The organism is Pseudarthrobacter sp. Pseusp20, from assembly GCF_059492155.1.
Map to the genome: position 1 here is coordinate 962998 of NZ_CP168521.1, position 21628 is coordinate 984625.

Annotated in this window: 16 protein-coding genes; 6 read left to right on the forward strand and 10 right to left on the reverse strand. The window is 63.3% G+C overall.

Annotated features, from left to right (window positions below; genetic code table 11):
• Nucleotides 1-374: 374 nt before the first annotated feature.
• On the reverse strand, nt 375-2351 hold the full coding sequence (locus ACEN9K_RS04650; protein WP_495635250.1) for an APC family permease: 1977 nt from the start codon (nt 2349-2351) through the stop codon (nt 375-377).
• A gap of 726 nt (nt 2352-3077) precedes the next feature.
• Between ACEN9K_RS04650 and ACEN9K_RS04655 the strand changes: the two genes are divergently transcribed.
• Nucleotides 3078-3287, forward strand: a complete 210-nt coding sequence (locus ACEN9K_RS04655; RefSeq protein WP_495635251.1) for a helix-turn-helix transcriptional regulator — start codon at nt 3078-3080, stop codon at nt 3285-3287.
• Nucleotides 3287-4561, forward strand: a complete 1275-nt coding sequence (locus ACEN9K_RS04660; protein WP_495635252.1) for a tyrosine-type recombinase/integrase — start codon at nt 3287-3289, stop codon at nt 4559-4561. Before ACEN9K_RS04655 ends, ACEN9K_RS04660 begins: the two co-directional genes overlap by 1 nt.
• A gap of 1145 nt (nt 4562-5706) precedes the next feature.
• On the opposite strand, the gene ACEN9K_RS04665 is transcribed toward ACEN9K_RS04660, so the two are convergent.
• The 5 genes from ACEN9K_RS04665 to ACEN9K_RS04685 form a co-directional block, all read right to left on the reverse strand.
• Nucleotides 5707-6630, reverse strand: a complete 924-nt coding sequence (locus ACEN9K_RS04665; protein WP_495635253.1) for a DNA-processing protein DprA — start codon at nt 6628-6630, stop codon at nt 5707-5709.
• Between the two features lie 273 nt (nt 6631-6903).
• The gene (locus tag ACEN9K_RS04670; RefSeq protein WP_495635254.1) at nt 6904-7509 is read right to left on the reverse strand and encodes a suppressor of fused domain protein; all 606 of its coding nucleotides are present in this window, start codon (nt 7507-7509) and stop codon (nt 6904-6906) included.
• A complete protein-coding gene (locus ACEN9K_RS04675; RefSeq protein ID WP_495635255.1) occupies nt 7506-7898 on the reverse strand; it encodes a hypothetical protein in 393 nt (130 codons plus the stop codon). The genes ACEN9K_RS04670 and ACEN9K_RS04675 overlap by 4 nt, the downstream gene beginning before the upstream one ends.
• Nucleotides 7895-8599, reverse strand: coding sequence for an SOS response-associated peptidase (locus tag ACEN9K_RS04680; protein WP_495635256.1), 705 nt, complete (start codon nt 8597-8599; stop codon nt 7895-7897). The genes ACEN9K_RS04675 and ACEN9K_RS04680 overlap by 4 nt, the downstream gene beginning before the upstream one ends.
• A 193-nt stretch (nt 8600-8792) precedes the next feature.
• On the reverse strand, nt 8793-9848 hold the full coding sequence (locus ACEN9K_RS04685; protein WP_495635257.1) for a hypothetical protein: 1056 nt from the start codon (nt 9846-9848) through the stop codon (nt 8793-8795).
• Nucleotides 9849-10162: 314 nt separating this feature from the next.
• On the opposite strand from ACEN9K_RS04685, the gene ACEN9K_RS04690 reads away from it, so the two are divergent.
• Together ACEN9K_RS04690 and ACEN9K_RS04695 are read left to right on the forward strand one after the other, a co-directional pair.
• Nucleotides 10163-11185 (forward strand): NYN domain-containing protein, encoded by a 1023-nt coding sequence (locus tag ACEN9K_RS04690; protein WP_495635258.1) that lies wholly within the window; start codon nt 10163-10165, stop codon nt 11183-11185.
• 494 nt (nt 11186-11679) lie between these two features.
• Nucleotides 11680-12189 (forward strand): hypothetical protein, encoded by a 510-nt coding sequence (locus ACEN9K_RS04695; RefSeq protein ID WP_495635259.1) that lies wholly within the window; start codon nt 11680-11682, stop codon nt 12187-12189.
• Here ACEN9K_RS04695 and ACEN9K_RS04700 read toward each other — a convergent pair.
• The 3 genes from ACEN9K_RS04700 to ACEN9K_RS04710 form a co-directional block, all read right to left on the reverse strand.
• Nucleotides 12125-12952: a DUF8805 domain-containing protein gene (locus tag ACEN9K_RS04700; RefSeq protein ID WP_495635260.1), complete on the reverse strand. Its 828-nt coding sequence runs from the start codon at nt 12950-12952 to the stop codon at nt 12125-12127. The genes ACEN9K_RS04695 and ACEN9K_RS04700 overlap by 65 nt on opposite strands.
• 229 nt (nt 12953-13181) lie before the next feature.
• Nucleotides 13182-14390 carry a hypothetical protein gene (locus ACEN9K_RS04705; RefSeq protein WP_495635261.1) on the reverse strand — a complete coding sequence of 403 codons (1209 nt, stop codon included), beginning with the start codon at nt 14388-14390 and terminating at the stop codon, nt 13182-13184.
• Between the two features lie 816 nt (nt 14391-15206).
• A complete protein-coding gene (locus tag ACEN9K_RS04710) occupies nt 15207-15842 on the reverse strand; it encodes a hypothetical protein (protein WP_495635262.1) in 636 nt (211 codons plus the stop codon).
• Between the two features lie 1520 nt (nt 15843-17362).
• Between ACEN9K_RS04710 and ACEN9K_RS04715 the strand changes: the two genes are divergently transcribed.
• A complete protein-coding gene (locus ACEN9K_RS04715) occupies nt 17363-17674 on the forward strand; it encodes an HAD domain-containing protein (protein ID WP_495635263.1) in 312 nt (103 codons plus the stop codon).
• A 116-nt stretch (nt 17675-17790) separates the two neighbouring features.
• Here the strand turns inward: ACEN9K_RS04715 and ACEN9K_RS04720 are convergent, their stop codons facing one another.
• Complete coding sequence (locus ACEN9K_RS04720) at nt 17791-18246, reverse strand: hypothetical protein (RefSeq protein ID WP_495635264.1); 456 nt, start codon at nt 18244-18246, stop codon at nt 17791-17793.
• Between the two features lie 91 nt (nt 18247-18337).
• Here ACEN9K_RS04720 and ACEN9K_RS04725 point away from each other — a divergent pair, with 91 nt between their 5' ends.
• Nucleotides 18338-19393, forward strand: coding sequence for a PASTA domain-containing protein (locus ACEN9K_RS04725; protein WP_495635265.1), 1056 nt, complete (start codon nt 18338-18340; stop codon nt 19391-19393).
• Nucleotides 19394-21628 lie beyond the last annotated feature (2235 nt).

Sequence of the window (21628 nt, forward strand, 5' to 3'; positions counted from 1 at the left end):
CCGGGCCTCCGGGGGTGTACGGCAGGACGTGGCCGAAGCTGCTTGCATGTGCCGCGGCGCGCGGAACAGCAGCCTGGAAGCGGGTGGTCATGTGGGGAGGATACCTTGGCTTTCTTGCCGTTCCCTGAACCTCGCGCTGCACCCGGGGTGGCGGGCGTAATAAAGTGCGGATCCGGGCCTGGCGGTGGCAGCTCGGCGTCCCGGTTCGGGGCAGGCCGTTCCTAAGTTCCCTTCCCTGGGCGGCCCGGACAGGAGCGGTTGTCAGGGCGGCCCTGAAGGTAGCTGACCAGGTTCGGCGGCCGGTAGGGGACGCCGGAGCGCCCCCTTCACGTTCAATCCTGCGGACACCGGCTTGGCCTTCCGCGCCGCGCTCGTCAGCCGACGTGAATGCCTGGCCTTGCCGCCTGGTCGGGTTCAATCTCGCGGAGGATCTCCCGCACCAGCGGCGGGGTGTCACCCTGCCCGAGGAAAAGATAACGCATCAGGTGCGCCACCGGGCTTCCCTCGGACCACTCGAAATAGCACTGCGGTTTCACGCCGGTGGAGTTCCGCATCGCCAGCAGGACCGCCGCGATGGCATTTGGCACGGCCGGGGATTTCACCCTAAGCACCCGGTAGCCCTCGACTTCAAGACCTTCGACCCGGAGCGTGTGCGTGAAGTCCGACGGGTCGGAGATCTCGACCTCGAGAAAGATAACGTCGGCTGGGCCCGGAACCGGGTTCAGCCCCCGCTGTTCGTACTCCTTCTCGGCGTACTCAGCCTTATCACCGCTTTGCTTCTTGTTGGCGATGATGTGCAGGTCGCCGTCGAAGGCAATCGAGTCTGTGATGAACTGGCGGGCGGCCTCATCGAATTCAATGGTGTCCACGCGCAGTTCGGTGGAGCGGGTGACCCGCGAGATGAGCGAGACCGCGATGATCCCGGCGATGAAGAACGCCGAGATGACGATCCCGTCCGGTTTTTCGAGGACGTTGTCGCCCAGGGCGTACAGCAGGATCAGGGTCAGGATGCCGAAGCCGACGGCCCCGGCCCTGCTCCGGCGCCGGATGGCCGAGACCGTGACGGCGACCGCCCCGGAGACCATCATGGCCAGGATCCCGGTGGCGTACGCGCCGGCCTGGGCGTTCACGTCAGCGCGGAACGCGATGGTGATGCCGATGCTCAGGACGGTGTAGACCAACACCACGGGGCGGACCGCGCGGGCCCATTCCGGTGCCATTCCGTAGGCGGGCAGGTACCGCGGCACGATGTTGATCAGCCCTGCCATGGCGGACGCGCCGGCGAACCAGAGGATCAGGGCGCTGGAGATGTCGTAGACGGTACCGAACCCGGCTCCGAACAGGTCGTGGGCGAGGAACGCGAGGGCGCGTCCGTTGGCCTGTCCACCCTCCTCGAATTCCTTGGCGGGGATCATGACCGTGGTGATGAAGCTGGTGGACATGAGGTAGACGCTCATGATGAGGGCGGCCGTGGTGAGCAGCTTGCGGGTGTTTTTGACCCGGGAGGCCATCGCTTCCTCGGGTGTGCGTCCCGTGGCCTTGATCAGCGGCATCATGGAGACGCCGGTTTCGAAGCCGGACAGGCCCAGGACCAGCAGCGGGAAGGCGATGATGGCAGGGCTGACCAGCCCGATCGGGCCGCCGCCGCTGGAGAACAGCCGGTCGGTCCAGCCGCTGACCAGCGACGGATCCGCGGCCAGGTGGAGGAACCCAGCCACCACAACGGCGGCATTGAGGAGCAGGTAGATGGCCACCAGGGGGATCGCCACACCTACAGCTTCGTTGAAGCCGAGCAGGAACACCCCGCCGAGGATCAGAAGCAGGATCACGGTGATGATGACGGCGCTGCCCTTGAGGGCCTCGGGGATGAGCGGGTTCTCGAGCAGGTGGACGGTCGCGTCAGCGCCGGAGAGGGTGATCGTGATGATCCAGGAGGTTGCGACGAAGCCCAGGAGCAGCAGGACGAAGAACTTGCCGCGCCAGAACGGCAGCAGCTTCTCCAACATTGCCACCGATCCTTGCCCGTGGGGGCTTTCCTGCGCGACCCTGCGGTACATGGGAAGCATCCCCAGCAACGTCAGGGCCACAATCAGCAACGTGGCCAGTGGGGAGAGGGCGCCGGCAGCCAGGGCGGCGATGCCTGGCAGGTAGGACAAGGTGGAGAAGTAGTCGACTCCGGTCAGGCACATGACCTTCCACCAGGCGTTGGGTTTATGGTCTTCCTTGGCCTCCGGGCCGGCGGGGGCCACCTGGTTGGCGAGCAGCCAGCGGACCAGGGGAGCCTGGTCCAGGCTTGAGTCCTGCTTCAGGGAGACCTGGGCCGGAACCGGGTGGTCAGAAGGGGGTGTCATTGAGGACTTTCTATTGATGACCAGGGTGGTCGGCGACGAATCGAAGCGCACGAACGGGCCAATTGTAGTCCGGGTCCGTACGTGGAACTGGGGTTACGGGGCGTCCATTTGGGCATGTCCCACAGCGGCGGCGGCTGGTCCGGGACGGGTTGCGCAGTGTCGGTGATTGGCCCGCCGACCATGAGCAGATGGTCAGGTGTGGAGTTCGCGCCAAAGTCGCTGCAGCAGTTTTCGGGGAACGCCCCCGGTTCGTGCGAAGTGGGCGTAGAACGGCGCGTTGTGGTGGTTTCAGCGGCAGCTCGCTCCCGTCAATAGCCCTGGCGGACTGACGTCCAGGGCCTGCTTGGCGCACGTTCCGGGCGGCCAGCACTGTCTTTGGATCGTGGCCGGGAGGGGTTCCCATCATGTGCCCTGCCCTCAGGCAGTACTACCCGCTTAACCAGCGAAAAACCCCGGAAACCCCTGAAAACAGGGGCTGTCCGGGGTTTATCCCGAGCTTCCTATCAGAATCGAACTGATGACCTTTTCATTACGAGTGAAGGTTTCCCGCATGGTCCTGCCTATTCCCGTTCATGCCATGGAGCCCATCATCTAGCTGTTTTTCCCATACGAAGTATTCACGGACGTCCCTGCTCATCACTTTTCAAAGTGTGTCCGAAAGTGTGCCCTCGGGCCGCACACCCCACCCGGAGCAGCCGCCACGCCGGTTCCTGCATAGAGACCAGCGTGACCTACCAAAATGAAGACACTGACAAGACCATCTGGCTGACGCGCAAGGAAGCCGCTGAGCATATGCGCCTCAGCCCTGCCACGCTTGCAAACTGGGCAAGCCAGGACATCGGCCCTGACTACATCCGGATCGGCCGTGGCCGCGTCCTTTACCGCAGGGACGATGTAAATACCTGGGTGGAGCACCAGACGAAGAAGGTCTCCTGATGGCTCGCGCAAAGACCCCAGCATGGCAGTTATTTGGCAACGACCCGAAGCAGGGGGCGGACGGACGGTGGATAGCCAGGAGCTACTACAACGATGACGCCGGAGTTCGACACCCGGTCAGGCGCGCGGGACGTACCAAAGTTGCTGTGGAAGCAGCAATGCGCCGCGCAGTCGCTGAGGCCCGAGCACGGTCCGAGCGGCTGAAGGAGGAAGCCGAACGTCTGAAGAAGGAGGTCGAGCAGGCAAATCAGGCGACTTCTCTGACCTTTGCAGAAGTTGCCGAAGACTGGCTGGTCTTGCGTAAACCTGCGCCAGTAGAGATTGATGAGGCCAAGCAAACCGGTACTCCCCCTACCGACCAAATACGAATTCAAACATGGACGTCCTACGAGAACAACCTGCGCATCCATGTACTTCCGCTCCTCGGGCATTTCCTTCTTGACGAGTTGAGGACTCCTCATTTCGAGAAGGCTATCCACGGCATTTACCAGAAGAAACCTGGGAAGGGCTACAGAACCGCTGACATGGCCAAGCAGGTTCTCAGCCAAATCATGGACTACGCCGTTCGACAAGGCCACCGACTCGACAACCCGGTCCGCTTTGTTTCGAAAGTCCCTAACAGACAGAAAGTGCCGGTTAGACTGGCGCCTGCCACGTTGGCAGCAGTTCAAGAAGCCGTGCAGCCGCGTCATCCTGAGTCAGGGATTGGCGGTCCACGACCGACGAGCAGGTTGTCAGACGTAATCCTGCTGCTTAGAGGTACCGGACTCCGCATCGGAGAAGCGCTGGGAGCTAGGTGGGACGACGTGCACGTTAAAGGTGACCGGGTTCTTTTTACCGTGAGTGGAACGCTCGTGGAACGGAAGGGCGCCTTTTATCGGCAGAGTTATCCGAAGTCGTCGAAAAGCCACAGGACGCTCCAGCTGACTAATCCGGTCTTGCAGCAGATGCTGCGTCGGCGATATGCAAATAGGGGCGAGACGCGTACAAACGCTGTGTTCCCTACCCGCAACGGTACTTTCGTTAGGCTGAGCAATTTTCGATCGGATCTCAAGAAAGCGATGAAGGACGCCTGCCTGAGCGAGAAGATCACACCGCATACCTTTCGATCCACCGTGGGCAGCGTTATTGCCGAGGCATTCAGCGATGAGGCAGCGCAGAAACAGTTGGGGCATTCATCACCTGCGACAACGCGAAAGCATTACATCCAGCGCCCAGACCTCGTGCCCGACTACTCATCCGGCATAGACATGGCTTGGCTTCTTGAAGACTAGGTTCCCCCCGGACGCACCCACGTTCTCGCTGGTAGTGTCGGCCTCTGTGGGACCACAACTAGCCCCAGCATGGTTGATTTATGGCTATTTTACCGTCCTTAGTCAGGTGGCGCACGTTGAGACTCTCCGTCCCACATCAGTTGAATCTGATGGATGAATCTTGAGCGCCTACCTGGTGCTAGCCGCTGGTCCTTTTGCGACCGACCACCTGAGTTGGAAGGATGGGCGGTTTGAACGCCAGAACGGGGGTCCTTCCGGACTAAGAGGGGTGGGGTAGGGGCGCATCTCGTGGCAGATTGAGACGGTGTGTACGTGCTGGCAAGGTGATCAGGTCCGGTTGGGTAGTGACTCTCCTGCTAAGGGTTGCGGACAAGCGCCGCGCGTCACCGGACAGAAGAATGGGTCATACGGCGTCTTCGCAGCTTGGGTCTGCAGCCACTCACTCGTAACTGTGTCAGGAGTGAGGTATCTCGCCACTGACAGTATCGACACTCGTGCGGCACCCTGACGTTTTGCCTGAACTGCCAGTGACAGCACATTGCTCCCAGACACCCATGAGTCTTCGAGTATTAGCAAGTGATCCCCAGTGGGCGCACTGGAGAAGTCGAACTCATCTGGGTTAATTCCCGCCGCTCGTCCTTGACGGGGCACGCCAGTGAAGATTGCTTGGGACTTTTTCAGCGACTCGGGGAAGTAGCGCAGGAATTCGCTCAACGGGTGGGGATTTCGGTTCCGCCCTGACGGGACGCTTACGACGGAAGTCAGAGGGGCACCCGTATGCCGACGGACACATCCTGAGTGGAAATTGGTGAAATACGCAACCAGGATGGAAAGGCGCCTTACAGCGGCGACATTCTGGGGCGTTCCCTTATAGTCATACACGTCACGCCTGGACTGCTCTGTCGCCCCGGCATACGTGAGTGGTAGCACCAAGTCGGGCATTTCCATCCCGAACTTTCGCACCGCCGTAAGGCATTGGTAACAGTATGAGTAGCCAAACTCGATGGGCCGCATACACAACTCGCAGTAGTCCAGGCTAGGTAAGGTTGCCCCGGAATTGCCTGCTCCGCTGGCGATAGGCCGACCCGGGTTGCGCATGATCTGAGCTACCTCTGGGAGCGTCCCTTTCAGTTGCTCAGGCAGGCCTACCAAGCTGCAGCCATCTCTACGGGCATCGGCGGTATGGCACGCACCGGCCTCGCCTTAAAGGCTGCTACTTCCGCCGCCTCGCTCACGGAAGACACCACGGTCACATCCAACCGATCGGGATCGCTTGAGAGTTTACGGCCCCAGGAGGTGGTAGCTGCGACAACGGCGGAAAGGATCAGGGGCCGGCCATGGGAGACCGCCCTCATAGCCTGGTGCTTTGTCCCCGACTTCTCGGATGCCTCAACTATCACCGTTGCTGCCGAGAAGGCGGACATAACGGCGTTCCGCATTGGGAAGTTGTACCTAGTCGGGCCTGTGCCAGGCCAAAACTGCGACAACACCATCCCGCCCCTACGCTCGATCTCCTTCTGCAGGTGTTCTGATGACTTCGGATAAAAGCGGTCGATCCCTGTGCCTATGACCCCCACAGTTCGACCCGATGCCCGAAGTGCTGCAGTGTGAGCCGCGGAGTCAACGCCTGCAGCAAGCCCGGACACCACCGGGATACTCATGCGCGCAAGTCGAAAGGCGAGGCTGGAAGCGTCGGAGAGTGCTGCGGCCGAAGCCTCTCTAGATCCAACGATGCTGATTCCGCGCTCACTAACACCCGGGGGACTAAGCTCGCCGCGGGCAAAGACGAAAGGCGGAAGGTCGTGGACTTCACGCAACTGGCGAGGGTATTCGGGATCGAGATAGGTAAGAAAACGGGTGCCGCTGCTTTCCCACTTGGCAATTAGAGCGGAGGAATGCTCCAGCGATTCAGTGGTACTAGAAAACAGTCCACGTCGAGCTCTTTCCTCCAGCATCTGACTGGGCAGAACCTCGTCTTCTAGCAGGACATCGCGGAGGGGGGCCCACTTGAACTCCTGAGGAGGATGTAACAGCGAGACGAGGGCTGCACGTTCGGACGCTAGATCCATGATTTGGTTCACCCACCTCAGCTCTGCAAGAGTTCAACATCAGTCACAGGCTAACGCTGACCACCGACAGGGGAAGCGACGGGTCTTGTGGCAGCCTGACATCTACCTCTAATCGTAGCGGCCCCTACCGTGGGGGGGCTCAAACGCCATGGATCAGCTTAGAAGCAGCCGATTCGCCATTGGTGCTGTTGCTTCCGCCCCTGCTTTTGCAGACCATTGTTCCGTGGGTCCGAGGTGAGCACTGGCAACTCAGAGTATGGCGGGTAGCAGTGTCTAACTGCGTCCCAAGACTCGCCCCAGCATGGCGGCGGCACCGCTCCGCCGCGGTTCGATCCCCGCTGGCAACTCGCGATCCAGATCCCAAGAGCTGACGCCTTCGGCCTCCCAGATGTCCAAGAGGTCATCTGAGCGGTCGCCGTGCCTGTACTCAGCCTCTTCGGGGAAGACGGGCAGGGCGTCCAGGAAGGTCACGTGGCCACCGTCGGGAAGGTCCAGGTTCGGCATGAAGTTGTCGGGCCGCTCGGTGAGGACCCATCCGGTAAATTTGCGGCCCTCGATGATCGTCCAGTTGCCGGCGACGAAGACGCCGTGCTGGGGGACGGTACCGGAGTCGTGGACGTGCAGGGCCATGTCGGCGAAGGCCTCGAGGACTTCCTGGCTCCCGTGGTTCACCCCGGCGAACAGCTCCACCGCGTGCGGGTGATTGTCCTTCCAGTAGTGCCCGGCGCCGGCGGAGGCGTAGAAGTGGACACTCAGCCGTGAGGTGCCGGTCGGCCATTCGAAGACGCCCATGCGCTTGCCGGACCGGGTGTTCATTTCATGCAGGATCGGCTCGGTGCCGATGGTCTTGGCGTAGTGGGCCCGCAGGTCCTCGATCACTGGATCTCCTCGATGTCCTGGCACTGGAGGTGGACGTGTTCCGGCTGACGCGGGTCATCGCCCCAGATGACGATAGCGGCGTCCTGGGTTTTGGTCCGGAGCTTGGCGATGCTGTCGAGGTAGACGGTCTGGACGTCGATGAGCCGCCGCCTGGTGTGCAGGACGCCCTCATGGAGCCGCATCAGGGACCGGCCCTCCGGCGGGTTCGGCCCGATAGTCAGCTCCACTTCGCCTTCGGCGTCGTGCTGGACAGCCACGCCCCAGGCGTTCTGGCTGGTCCACAAGTTGGCGACGCCGTCGATGTCAGGGATGACGAGATCCCCGTCGTCCTCTGCCATGAGCCACAGCAGGGCGTTCGGGAACGCGACGGTGACACTGAAGGCGCTCACTCGGCCGGCTCAATCAGCTCGGGCCCGTTGTTCCGGACGCTGTTGACCCGGGTGCTGACGATCCGCGGGACCAGGGCCGGCTCCGGCAGGGAGTCCAGCAGATGCTGGACGTCGGTCCTGTCGGTCAGGTCCGGGTCCAGCCATTCGGCGAAGCGGTCCCGCGGAATGATGACCGGGCTGCGGTCGTGGACGTGGCCCAGGGCGTCCTGCGCGGTGGTGGTCAGCACGGTGCAGCTGAGCAGCCACCGTTCCGGGTCGTCCTCGGGCAGGGACGGGTCGGCCCACCACTCGTACAGGCCGGCGAAGCCGAGCAGCGGCTCCTTCTCCGAGTACAGGTAGTTCGGGATCTTCTTCCCGTCATCGGTCTTCTGCCACTCGTAGTAGCCCTCGGCCGGGATGATCGCCCGGCGCTTGACCGCGGCCTTCCGGAACGAGGGCTTCTCCAGGATCGACTCGCTGCGGGCGTTGATCATCCTGGAGCCGATCTTGGCGTCCTTCGCCCATGACGGGACCAGTCCCCACTTCGCGATGAGGAGGTGCCGTTCGATGCTGCCCTCGTCCAGCCGCTCGGCGACGATCGGCACGGCCTGGGTGGGCGCCACGTTCCAGCTCGGCGGCGGCGGAGTGCCCTCCACCTCCTTGGCCTCAAAGGAGGACAGAAGGTCACCTGTGGCCTTGGACATCACGTATCTGCCGCACATGGGCCCATTCTGCCCTAGCTGCAAATCGTTTTTGGCTCAGGCAGTTGCCGCCTTCATTGAGGCTACCCAATTTTCAAGCACGAGAGCCGCCCCGCTCGGGTGCGGGACGGCTCTCTGAACGTCCGTAAAGCGCCTGCTAAGCCCTCGGCTGTCCGTGCGATTTGACGGTCTGGCAAGGTGCCGGTCCAGAGGACTATTTGATGGTCGCTGACCAGTCGCCGTCGGCGGTAACCTGGTACAGCCCGGGCGTCCAAACCACCGTCCCGGTGTAGGCGCCGATCTCGTTCACGAGGAGGTCCGCCCGTGTGCCATAGCTATGGACCGCAATGTTGGACGTCCCGTTATGCGTGAACGTTGCCGCTTTCGCCGCGCCGGTGTAGTAAAAGACGTCATCCCCGTGCCCTGTCATTGGCGCCGAACCGTCTAGCTTCCGGACGCTGGTCAGAGGAAGCAGCTTGATAGTCCAGGCGCCGCCGGCGGTAACCTTCAGGGCCGTGGTCTGGCCGTTGCTGGAACGTACGTCGAACAGGACTGTGCCGCTGTATGGGCCGATCTCGTTGACCAGCAGATCGGTCTTCTCGAGGGATGAGTCCAAGGTGTGCACGGCGAAGTTGCTGCCGCCGCTGTGCTGAATGATGGCGACCTCGGCCCCAGTGCCGTGCTTGGTGATGTTCACGACGTCATCGCCGACACCGGAGTAATCCTTCGGGGCGGCAGCAGCCTCTGCAGCAGCCTTTGCGGCGGCCTCATCAGCTGCCTTTTTTGCAGCGGCGTCAGCGGCGGCCTTTGCCTGGGCTTCCTTGTCGCGCTTGGCTTGTCCATATGATGCGGCTTGGGTCGGGCAGTCGTCGATGATCTTCTTGCCGGCGGTCTTGAAAGGTTCAGCGTCGTACGAGTAGTTGGTTCCCTGTGCTGAGGCAAGATCATTAAGTGTTTTGGCCATGGTGTTTATGAGCGGCTTCAGCTCATCGTTGGCCGTATTGCTGACATACTCGAGGTCGGTGGCGAGGATCTTTGCCCTGGTTTGATCTGACTTGATGATGCGGTCCGGAAGATTACTCAGGAAGGTAACGGCGCCGAACATGCGCCCCTCGTCGTCTTTGTCGAAGAGCTTGTTGCAGGTGACATCGGCCGGATCAACTGCGGCCGATGTTTCCGCTGCTGGAGATGGGCCAGCGTTTGCTCCGCCGCCGCAGCCGGTGAGTGCGAAGATGGCCGCCAGGGCGGCGGCCGGGAGTGGTTTGTTCAATTTTTCCCCATTTGTTCGATGAAACACCGAATCTTACGGCACCGCGCAGCCGTTTGAGTTGCTGGACCTCGTCACAAACCGGTAGAGAAAGCCAGCTGTCATGGGCGTTTAGCTGTCGACGAAGGGGATCGGGAAGACGACTGAGCCTCAGCAAGAGGTGTGTGGTTTCGGCGCAGTGGATAAGAACTATCGAGCGCTGAGCGGCTGGGTGTTTTTTCGCAGCCGGCCTTGGGGGAGGCTATTGTCGGTTCGACACGGGAGTCAAACGTTGATGGCTTGTATCAAGGGTTGAAGTGTTTCACTACGGTGGACCCATGACCCAGAGTGCGATTTTTGTTGATGCCGGCTTCCTCATCGCGGTCGGCGGCACCCACGTCGCCGGAACCTCCCTGCGCTCGGCGTTCCGTGTCGACTACGAGAAGCTCGTCCAGGGCATCCTGAAGCGCACCGCGGAGCACTCAGGCCTCGATGTCCTGCGGGTCTACTGGTACGACGCCTCCAAGGACGCCCTGTTCACCGACGAGCACAAGCGGATCGGCTTGCTGCCGGACGTGAAGGTCCGCCTGGGCCGGATCTCCTTCAACGGGGAGCAGAAGGGCGTGGACCTCAAGCTCGGCCTGGATCTGGTCGGTGTCGCCCGCAACCGGGCCGCGTCGGTGGCGTTCCTGATGTCCGGGGATGACGACCTGGCCGAAGCCGTGGAGGAAGCCCAGGACCTGGGCATGAAGGTTGTCCTTGTCGGGCTGGACAATCCCAACCACCGCCTCGGCGTCACCTCTGTGGCCGAGCACCTGGCGCTGCGCGTGGACAGCATCATCACGCTGCCCACCGAGCTGATTGAGGCCTGCTTCACCAAGACGGTCGCCGACGAGCCGCGGCCCACTCCCGACCTGACCGCCCTGCGGCAGCCACCTGCTCCGGCACCCGTACCACCTGCACCATCTCCAGCTCCCGGCCCACGCCCGTCCGATCTGGCGGCCAGGCCGGGGCCGCCGTCCCGGGAACGCCTGGTCCTTCCCACGCCGCGGCCGCACCGCTCGGAAGCCCATCTGGTCTACAGCTCCGGCGGCACAGGCCCGTCCATCCTGCCGGCCGAGGACAGCCCTATGGATGTCGCCTACGAGGTCGGCGAGAGCGTGGCCACCAGCTGGTACGGCACCATCACCCAGGGCGAACTGAATGATCTCCTGGCCGACCGGCCCATCCTCCCCGTGGAGATCGACAGGGTCCTGCTGAAGGACTGCGCCCAGCGGATCGGTGAGTACAAGACCGACCTGCAGGGCGTCCGTCGGGCGCTCCGGGAAGCCTTCTGGACGAAGCTCGACCAGTTAATCTAGTCATTGCTGCCAGCGAACCTCGTCCGCCGATTTGCAGTCACTGTTAGGCCCGGGACGCGGGTGGACCAACGGAGCCCCCTGGAGCAATCACCGGGCGGAGGCGGAGGCCATTCCGCCTAGACCCGGCCGCGATCGCTTCCTCCTGCGGATCCAGACTGCCGTGGATTCTGCCCTTTCGCGTGCACCACCGGGACTCCCTTGGGCTGGCGTGCGGTGTGGGTGCTCATGCCCTTCGTAGGTGCGGCTCAGGGAAGGTTGCGAGGGTACAAGCCCTTGGGACTTGCGGCCCTTTGGAGGCGTGAGCAGCGGAGTGGAAGAATATTTTACGAGTCCTCGATCAGTACCAGGGGTGGACCATGAAACGGCAGCTATCGTGTGCACTTGTGCTCCTGGCGCTTGCCGGATGCTCATCAAGCCCTCCTGCCCAGAATTCACCCACGGCCGGAGTCCAGAGTTCCTCTGCAGCAGCCACAACGACGAACCAGCCGTCGCTCTTGCCAGCCGGTAAGTTCAAGCTGACGACGAAGTCCGGGGCGCAGATCGCGTTCACCCTGCCGACTCCGGCTACGGACAAGGAAGTCGCCGCCGTGGAAGCATTCCGGGTGAAGACCGGCGCGGCCGCGGTGTCCTACCTCGTAGCCGACGTGGACAACCGCCTGGGGACAGACTTCATCAACATGTACAGCGTGTCCGCCTTCGATCAGGCTGGCCGAAAGTACACGTTTATCGGTGTGGACACCTTCATCGACCAATGGTCACCGAAGTACGGGGCAGACGGTAACTACAGGGGCCTGAACGGGCAAATCCTCGATGCGGCGACGGGTAACGCCCTGGAGAAGGAATCCGTCGACCTGTATAACGCGCATATCAATGGGGCCCAGATTGCCGAACGGGCAACGTTTGTCCTGGCGTCAAAAGATGTTGACCTCCCTGCTGCATTCACGCGTGTAACGGTGGCGCCGAAGGGTGCTTTTGAAGAAGAAGTGGCACAGCCCGTTCAATAGTCAGCTGAGCACGAGGGCTATGGCAGCCCAGCCAGCCAGTCCTCCCAGAGCCGCGGGTCGGTGTTCCATTCCTGGGTGTGCCGGCCAGCCGGGAATCGTGCAAGCCGCACCTGGTTGGGGGTACTTGGCGGCGTAGGCGGCGCTGGTGGCGAGTTTCGACGTCGTCCAGCTCGGTGTGCCCGAGGTGGTGCTTGCCGTCAGTGGTGGCTGGAGCGTCACCGTCCCCGCGGTAGGAGATCAGCAGTTGGGTGAAGCCGAGCCGGTCAAAGAAAGGGGCGTTCCTGACACCAATCGCCCGGCGGCCGCCGAGCCCGTGGATGTGGATGACCCATCTGTCTGCGTCTCGCCCGGGGATCATCCAGGCGGGGGCCGGGCCCGGCAGGGTGATGTCGTTGGCGGCCAGTCCGACCGCGTCAGGGGAGGGGTAGGCGTATCCGGACCAGTAGCCGGAGGTGCCGGGTTCAAGCTGGCCGGCGTAGACCTGCTCAGCGCAGCGTATGACCGTGCCGGCTCGCGGGTCGTGAGCGAGGATGGGCCCGATGCGGGCGTGTCCGGCTCGGTTGCCCCAGTAGAGGCTGAAGATGCCCGGGGCCAGGGTGTCGGTGTCGGCGGCAAGGGTGACGGTGCCGGGCTCGGCCGCCAGGATGCGGACTCGCTCCGGGCGTTCACCGGCCGGGGTAGTCAGGGTGCGGGCGATGTGGAGCGAAGCCCCGGCCACTGTTGCAAAGGCTGCGGCAGCTACGGCGATGAGGGCGGTCTTCACACAGGTACTGTAGCGTCCCGGCGGCCGAGCAGCGCCTCTGCGCCGGTGACGAGGGGTTCGACCCGTCCGTTGCTGAAGGTCCCGGTGTCGGGATGGTCTGGGGCGATCCTAGTATGGTTCGACTGTCCTGTTGCGGGACTAGATGCTCAATTGTTCGTGCTCATTCATGTCCTCAGAAGTTGTGGTCTATACCATCCACATGCGAACCAAGCCCGGTATCGAGTGGAGATTACAGCCTCAGTCTGGACGGGAGCTTCGCGTCGCCTGCGGTGCCAGTTCCTTGTCCGAGGGGGCGGCCGCGGGAGAGTTCTGGCCGCACGGGCACCGGGACCGGAGCTGTCTGTCCGTAGCGGTCCATGGGTGAGCCGATGAGGTGGGTCCGGTCGCCGGTGCGCATCCAGTGCGGGGTGGCCGCCAGCAGCGGGGCATGCTCCACAACTGCGGTGGCCTCGAACGTTTCCCAGGCGGCGAAAGGGTACTCGTCAAGCAGGCTGCGCTTCACCCATTTGCCCGGGCCGTGGACGCTGTTGAGGGCGAAGTCGGCGGAGAGGGAGAAAAAGTCCTCGGAGAGCTCGTGCCGTGCCGGGAACCATTCATCCCAGGCAGCGATGCCGATGCGCGCAGCGGGGGAGTCGGTGCCGGTGCCGGGAAATTCCCTCAGCACTGCGCCGACCCGGCGGTAGATCTCGTGGCGGGGGTCGCCGGCGCGGCCCTTGGGACGGTCCGGGTGGGGCGCGGCGATGAAGAGGATGGTGAGCCCGGAGGTTTCCAGGGGACGTTCGCTGATCAGCTGTGCCCAGCGGCGGACCTTGTTCTCTAGGGACTTGGACGTGGTCGCGGTGAGCTCGAAGGCGACGCGCATGCCGTCGGTACGGACGATGATGCCGTCGGCCCGGCGGTTGTCGGGGTTCTTCACCTTTTTGCCCAGACCGGTGCCGGCGAGCAGGTCGACGGTGGAGAACTTTTCGCCCAGGACTGCGCCGATGGGCAGGTATTCTGCGGCGCGGAGAGCCAGCTCGGTGGAGAGCACGTTGTGCCGGTCGTACTGTCCGCCGCCTGACCACGGGTAGCCGCCGGTGACGGAGATCCACTCGGGCCACGTCAGCTCCGGTGCAATGAGCTTGTCGAACGCTTCCGAGTTCGACGGACGGTACAGGCAGTTGCGGTCCAGAGCGGCTTCCGAGACGCCGGGCGCTGAGTAGGTGCCGACGTCGAGCAGGTGCAGGGAGATGGAAGCGGCGAGATTGGAGGACGCCGAGTTCAGGAACAGTCGGCTGCCGGTGATCGCCGCCAGCTGTTCGGCGGAGACGGTCCGCCAGGAATCAATGACGCCCCACGCCGCGAGGCGTTCGCGCCGGCCCTGATTGATGGTGAGCAGGCGCATGGCCTCTTCCTCGTCCATGACATAGCGGGCGTTCACCGATGACGGCTTGGCCATCTTGCGCTGTTGGAGCAGGGGGCGGTTGGACCATGTGGCTTGAGAGCCGGGCGCCCACAGCCGGTCCCAGTACGGGTCGCGGCGGGAGTGGGTGGCCAGCTCGTCGTCGGGGCAGGCGGAGGGGACGAGGGAAGCATGGACTGCGTCGGCCGCGGCGCGGCGTGGGGTCAGCGTGGCGATGGTGCAGCTCCTGCGGTGACGGGGCGGGCGTAGCCCTGGGCGATCGGTTAGGCGGGGATGCTGGACTCGAAGTTAGGCACCCACCTCAGTCCCAGCACTCATCACCATGCGTAGGTGGCAACTCAAGGGTCAGACCGCAGTTGCCCCGGACGCCGAGAAACCTCAGGCCAGGGATAACCGCGATCCCCAATCAACGTCTTGGCAACACAAGACCCGCAAATCACGGGAAGCGGGGGTTGGAACCCACGCCTCCGCTTCAGGCCCCTCCCACGCTTGGTTTGGCTGGATAGGAGCCCTCCTCTTCTCGGACTCGGGCCACGGCCCTATCCTGCGCGGTGAGTGTCGTCAGCTGAGCAGTGAGAGGTCCGGATAGCTCTAAGCGCCGTGTAGCGCATCCGGTCAGCGGTGGGGGAGGGGACTGGTGCGTCAAGCCGGTCCTGGTCGACCGGCGGCATGTACACGTTGGCATGACGAGGAGGGCAACGAAATCCTGCAGCTCACCGACAAGAGGACGCGATCCACTGCCAAGGCCGCCTCGGCATGGCATGCGGTGGCGAACTGTCCGGCGGCGGGAATCCCCTAGAGCTGTCGGGTTATGTGCTCATGCCCAGATGGGTACTGGTATTGAGGAACGCGTCAGCTTAGCTTGTCGGTGTGCTGCGGGCAGAAAACCTCTACGCCTTTCTTGTGGATCGTCTGCAACTCCGGGAGCGTATACGTGATCCCGGCGGCCGCGGTGATCAGCGCCTTTACGGTCGAGGGCGCTTGGCCGGCCTTGCCGTTGGCCGTGGCGGTGTCGTAAATTGTGCAGAAGTTTTTCGCAACGCTGACCATGTTGGCGTCGTCGGTGGACTTCATTGAAGGGTGCGCAGCTCGCACGCTAGCTACTAACTTTTCTTCGGCCGTCAAGGCGGGAGCAGCCGTCGGTGTCGCCGGGGCCGGCGAAGCCAGGGCATCAATCCGCGGATTGCAGACGGCGGAAATCTCGTCCTTGGCGGCCTGAATGGATGCAGTGTCCAGCTCCCAGGTGCCGCGGTTTGCCCACGCCTGGGAGAAGTCCTGGAAGACCAACCGGAAATCCTGGAGGGGTTCGGCCAGTTCCGACTGAGCCTTAGCTTCTACATCCCCGAGCTTGGCGTCCAAGGAGTCCGCCTGCTTCGCGGTGTCAGCGTTCAGGGACGAGACGTTTGCGAGGAACGTTATCGCGTCTGTTGCCAGGCTGGTGTAACCGAACAGCTCCATGCAGGTATCGTCCAGGGAGACCTTCTTCACGGTGTCGCCAGCAGGCTTCGTGAGTGTCGCGGACGGTTCTGCCGCAGCCGGACTGCCCGGTCCGCCGCATCCTGTGACCAACAGTGTGGATGCGATCAGCAGCGCGGAAACAAGTGGTGCTCTCAAGATTCCCCCAAATAGATCTTTCAGCGGTACGTAGCCGCCGCTCGATCATCATATAGACCCTCCGGCGGTTGGTGCTGCGCGACAATCAGCTTGTGCACGGACTATTCAGGGTCGGGTCGATATTCTCAACGACGGAGGGATGTCTCAGTGGATAACTCTTTGAGGAGGAAGTGGGCGGTGGTGAGCGTCTTCACTTTTGTCCCCAGCCTCGGCTGACCGTGAGCCGGTTGGATGGCGCTGCGCGCAGGCACGTCGTGGACCGGTCATGCCCTCGTCCTGCGGAGCCCTGGTGGTGGAAGGGGCTTCGCCCCGGGAAGGTGTGGGTCACCGATGCGCTCGGCGCAGAGTCACCGGAACGTGGGACACGCTGCGCCAGCAGCGAGGGGAACCTCTCAGTCATCTCGGCGTGCCACGAATCGGTGGACGATCCGCATCGCCAACGGACCGGGGCCCCGACGGACGAAGTCCGTCTTCAAGGGCGAAGCCCTCGTCCTTGAAGGAAGGCCATCCCCGTGAAGCCCCGCTGCGAAGCAGCGAGGACAACGGACCGACAATGAACAGGCCGACGGGAAGGAAGCGGCCCGGCGGCAGCCGGGCCAAGAACCACGCAAAGCCACCGCAGAGTGCAGCGCAACGGACCACGATCCGCAGATCTTGAGGGCCAACTCCCTGGCGCGAAGCGCCTTCCAGCCAGCCAGAAGCCCACGGGGAAAACGAGAAGCCTTCGAAGAGTGGCACGCAACGGGCGGCGCAGCCGCCTCAGCCCCGCAGGGAAGGCCAGGCCATCCAGCGAAGACAGCCAGCCGGTGCCCCAAGGAGCGCAGCGACGCCGGCACAGGCGGGCGGGCCCCGCAACGGACCCGGGCGCGCAGCGCCCAGGTCCTCGCGCCGCCCGGCGTACCGCGCCGACGAACAGCCAGGCCGCGCAGCGGCCAAGAGTTCAACGAGAAGAAAGCGGACAGTGTGACGGACGAGAAGGAGAACGAGCCGGGAAACTTCACGGGTTGGGCGAAGGCGCGAAGCTCCTGAACCCCTCTTAAATATGGCGACATCCAACCCAGCACCGGCAAGTCCCGCACTCAACCGCAGACCGACTGGGGCTATCGCCCGCCGTCCGCTTCGCGGCCGGGGAGCCAGCCAGCGGAGCAGACAGGCGGACGGGGTGGCGGCTATCGCCGGGCCGGGCGGACGGACTAGTGTCACGTCATGAAGCCGATCATCCTTCTCGACATCGACGGTGTGCTGAACCCCAAAGTCATCAAGGGCGAGGGCGACGCCTCGGACGTGGAGCTGCGGATGCGAAAGCTGCGTTGGTCCGGCGGCTGGCGACCAAGGGCCGGATCGCGTGGGCTTCGACGGCGACGCCGGAGGTGGTGGCCGCGTTGGAAGCGCGCGTGCAGCTGGAGGAGGAACCGCTGCGGGTGACGATTACGCCCAAGCCCGGCGACGATGACCAGCCGACGCCGAAGCTCCGGTCGGTGGCGCGGTGGCTGGAACGGATGGACGCCGACGGCGAGGCGGACTGGGACGCAGTCGTGTGGATCGATGACGTGCTCGGCCCGGACGTGCACGAGTGGGCCCACAACTACAGCCGGCCGGTCCTGCTGGAAAAGCCGAACCCTGACGAGGGCCTGACCGAGGCACACGTGGTCGCGGTCCAGGTCTTCATCAACGACCAAGGAGGGGTCGAAGGTCCGACCCCCTGACCGGCGGGTTTTATCCGTCTGTGTGGCGGGCGATGAACTCCTCGAGGGTGATGTCCGGTCGGGCTCCGTCAGCGCGTGGAGTGCCGGGGCTAGTTTTCCCCGCAAGCCCAGGCCTGTCATTGCTCCGGCCGCTTGCTTTCAACGTCGAGCTCCAACGCCAGCTTCTCGTCCTCAGTGAGGGGGCCGACAGCTGACTCGTAGAGGGCGACGCCGGCCGACCAGTTGTCCCACTCACCGTCGCTTGTCATGCCGGGCGCGACTTCCGGAGACCTGAAGGCAGCGGCGATCAGGATGGCGGTAACCACCTCGTCGTATGGCCGGTTCTCGGTCTTGCAGAACCAGGCCGTTCCCGGGTGCTTCGGCTCCTCGGTACCTCGCAGGTGGAACGTCTCGTACGCCTCGCCGGCGGCCCCGAAGCCGTTCAGCCGGATGCCCTCGGCCTCGTTCATGACCGGAAGCCCCCGGCCCTGCGGCCCACAGATCGTGACCGGACTGGCCGCGATGATGCGGCGCGCATCGTCGATCACCTCGGGTGTGGCCCGCAGGCCGGCGAAGTAGTGCGTGTAGCCCATGGTGTTCCTCGTTTCCCGTCAAATGTGCCTTTGGGCGAGAGCTTCCGCACGCTGGAGGTCTAGGGCACATATGATGGCCCCAAATTGGGGTGTGCACTTGGGGGATGATGTGGGTTTGAAAATTCTGATGACGGCTGTCATTGCCGCCGGGCTTGTTCTGACCGGATGCGGGGTGTCCCCGAGTGCTCCACCCTCGACCACTGCAACGACCTCGGCGCCATCGAAGACCGTGCCTGAGGTTGCCGGTAAGTCTTTCCCCGATGTGCGGAACATCCTGGTCGGTGCCGGGATCGTGTATGAGGCGGTCGGCAGTGACGGGGTGAAGTTCACCGGCATTCCCCTCGATACGTCCAAGGTCCTCGGGTCTGACCCAGCCGCCGGCGAGCAGGTTCAGTCCGGCGGGAAGGTGACCCTCAAGATCGACGGCACCCAAGCGCAATCGACGGCCGCTGCTGACGCGAAGGAAGCTGCGAGGAAACGCGCCCTGCGCTACGACTTCAGATGCTCCACGACGGGAAGCGCCATCGGTGCGTCCGACAACCAGTTGTTCAACTCTCCTCAGCAGATTTGGGCAGCCCCCTCGTTCTCGAAGTTCAGGTCCTGTGACCTCCGGGTTGGTGGAACCTGGTACCGGGACCGCTTCGCCCTTGAACCCGATGAAGCCGCCATCGTTCAGCAGATCGGTGCCGATGGCGGGGACATCAGCGTACCCTCCGGCGCGTTCGGGAACGTCCTGATGCTGTGCGCGCTGCCGCCCAAGGAGGGGTGGGACACCAAGTACGGCGAATACCCGTCGGGCGGACCGAAGGTCAGGGCCGAAGCCAATGCAGCCGCTGCCATGTGCCCAGATGCCCCGTTCGCCGCCGAGCTGGTCAGGGTCGCAGGCGGAGTACCTCCAGCACCGAAAACGTCCATGGTGGACGGAACCTACGTTGTTGGCAAGGACATCGCCGCAGGCAGCTACCAGCTCAGCATCCCGAGCGGGGCCAACGGTGTGCATAACTGCTACTGGGAGCGGACGACCGCCCAAGGCGCGACGATCGACAATGACTTCATCACGTTCGCGCCCCAAAGCCCCGTCGTCGCGGTCAAGTCCGGCGAAGGCTTTGTAAGCCGTGGTTGCGGCAGCTGGACCAAAACCGGTTAAAGGTTCCATCTTCCGGGTCAGCAGGATCAGGGCGGGGCCCGTCGGAATTCAGAGCCATGAAAGTGCAAACTGGCAGCGGTACATGGCCAGCAGTTGCTTGGAACGTGGCGGCACCTTGTTGTGGCCCATCTGAACGCATCTAAGCCTGCGGCGCCGACGCCTACGGGACAGGTGGATCAACGCCCACACGATGCTGGAGGAGAGCTGCGCGATGGGCTGACGGTTTAGACCGACCGGCCCGCAGCCCTGTTTCTGGACGAGGAGGCGGGCCTTTTCGTCCCTCGGGGATCGAGCCTAGCGAACGCCGAAACAGGCCCCTCAGACCGAAAACCCACCCTTTTTGGGCCAAAACCCACCGCGTACCGGCCGCAAACCGACCCCCGGTCGGTCTAATTTATACCCCGTTTTGACGCGGATTCTAGGGGTTTTTGGGTCCTCGAGAGGGGGTAAACCGACCAGACCGACCGGGGAACAACATCTCCATGAGAGAGCAGTGATGTTAATGATTCCAGAGTCAGAAAACATCATCACTGTGAGGCCCTGTATGTGTGTGTGTTTTAAGGTAGGTAAGTAGGTATAGATAGATAGATGGGGCCTACTTCCCTTTATTCACGGGCTTTTTGCATCGGAATTTAGACCGACCACCCGGTCGGTCTCGGTCGGTCTCGGTCGGTCCCGGTCGGTTTGGCTCGACCTGGCATGGACGGCTAAATTTCAACTGTTCACCGTAAGATGTCCGGGCTGCGGCGGAGTCTTCCGGCTCGGCACCGACCTAGCAGAACTTTCGTGGACCGATTTCCACATCCATGAGCTCTGGCGTACCGCGTTCCGTGGTGGTCTTTGAAGGCCATTCCGAAAAGATCCTCCCGGCGCTGCGCCAATTGGAGAGCGGCCGCACACTACTGGGCATGAGCTCACTCCACGCGCCGCAGCGTTCAATGCACCCACCAGAACCACTTGCCTGAACGTGTTGCGAGTCGCGCCAAAATGGGTTCGTACTCGCGGCGGACAGCCGTGGCCGGAGTTCGTGCATAGACGGTAGTACGCCACGAGATTCTCGTTGGTGAGCTGTTTGATAATTCCATAGAGATCCAAAAAACCACGAAATGGTCAGCGAGATGGTTATCCGGAGCGGGTGGCTGATCTCGCACTGGCGGGAGGATGATGCGAAGCAGGACCTACCCCGAAGCGGATGTGTGTGGGAGCCTTGGGTGCGGGTGGAACAGTGTCGGAAGGGCGTCGCCAAAAGGCTGCGGCGGTTACTACGGCCCACCCCGAAGCGGATGTGCGTGGGAGCCCCTGGGTGCGGGTGGAACAGTGTCGGAAGGGCGTCGCCAAAAGGCTGCGGCGGTTACTACGGCCCACCCCGAAGCGGATGTGCGTGGGAGCCCCTGGGTGCGGGTGGAACAGTGTCGGAAGGGCGTCGCCAAAAGGCTGCGGCGGTTACTACGGCCCACCCCGAAGCGGATGTGCGTGGGAGCCCCTGGGTGCGGGTGGAACAGTGTCGGAAGGGCGTCGCCAAAAGGTTGCGGCGGTTACTACGGCCCACCCCGAAGCGGATGTGTGTGGGAGCCCCTGGGTGCGGGTGGAACAGTGTCGGAAGGGCGTCGCCAAAAGGTTGCGGCGGTTACTACGGCCCACCCCGAAGCGGATGTGTGTGGGAGCCCCTGGGTGCGGGTGGAACAGTGTCGGAAGGGCGTCGCCAAAAGGCTGCGGCGGTTACTATGGCCCACCCCGAAGCGGATGTGTGTTGGAGCCCCTGGGTGCGGGTGGAACAGTGTCGGAAGGGCGTCGCCAAAAGGCTGCGGCGGTTACTATGGCCCACCCCGAAGCGGATGTGTGTTGGAGCCCCTGGGTGCGGGTGGAACAGTGTCGGAAGGGCGTCGCCAAAAGGTTGCGGCGGGTTACTACGGCCCACCCCGAAGCGGATGTGTGTGGGAGCCCTGGGGGCGGGTGGAACACCCTATGTTTTGAGACAGCTCAGGGCTCCCCGTGGTCGCCGAGGACGGGCGCCAGCGTCGTCTTGGAGGTCCGCGGCTGCTACGCGACTGCGCGCTGCGAGAGCTTCGGCTCGGCCAGTTCCAGAATGGGTTCGGGTTTTCACCTCAGCCTTGGTCCGGGGTGGTCCACAGTGGTCCAAGCACCGGTCCGCCCGCTGGACCCCGCTGCCCCGCAGTTGGTCCGGAAACTGCCCCAAACTGGTCCACGATTTCTGGTCCACCTTGTTCCTGGACC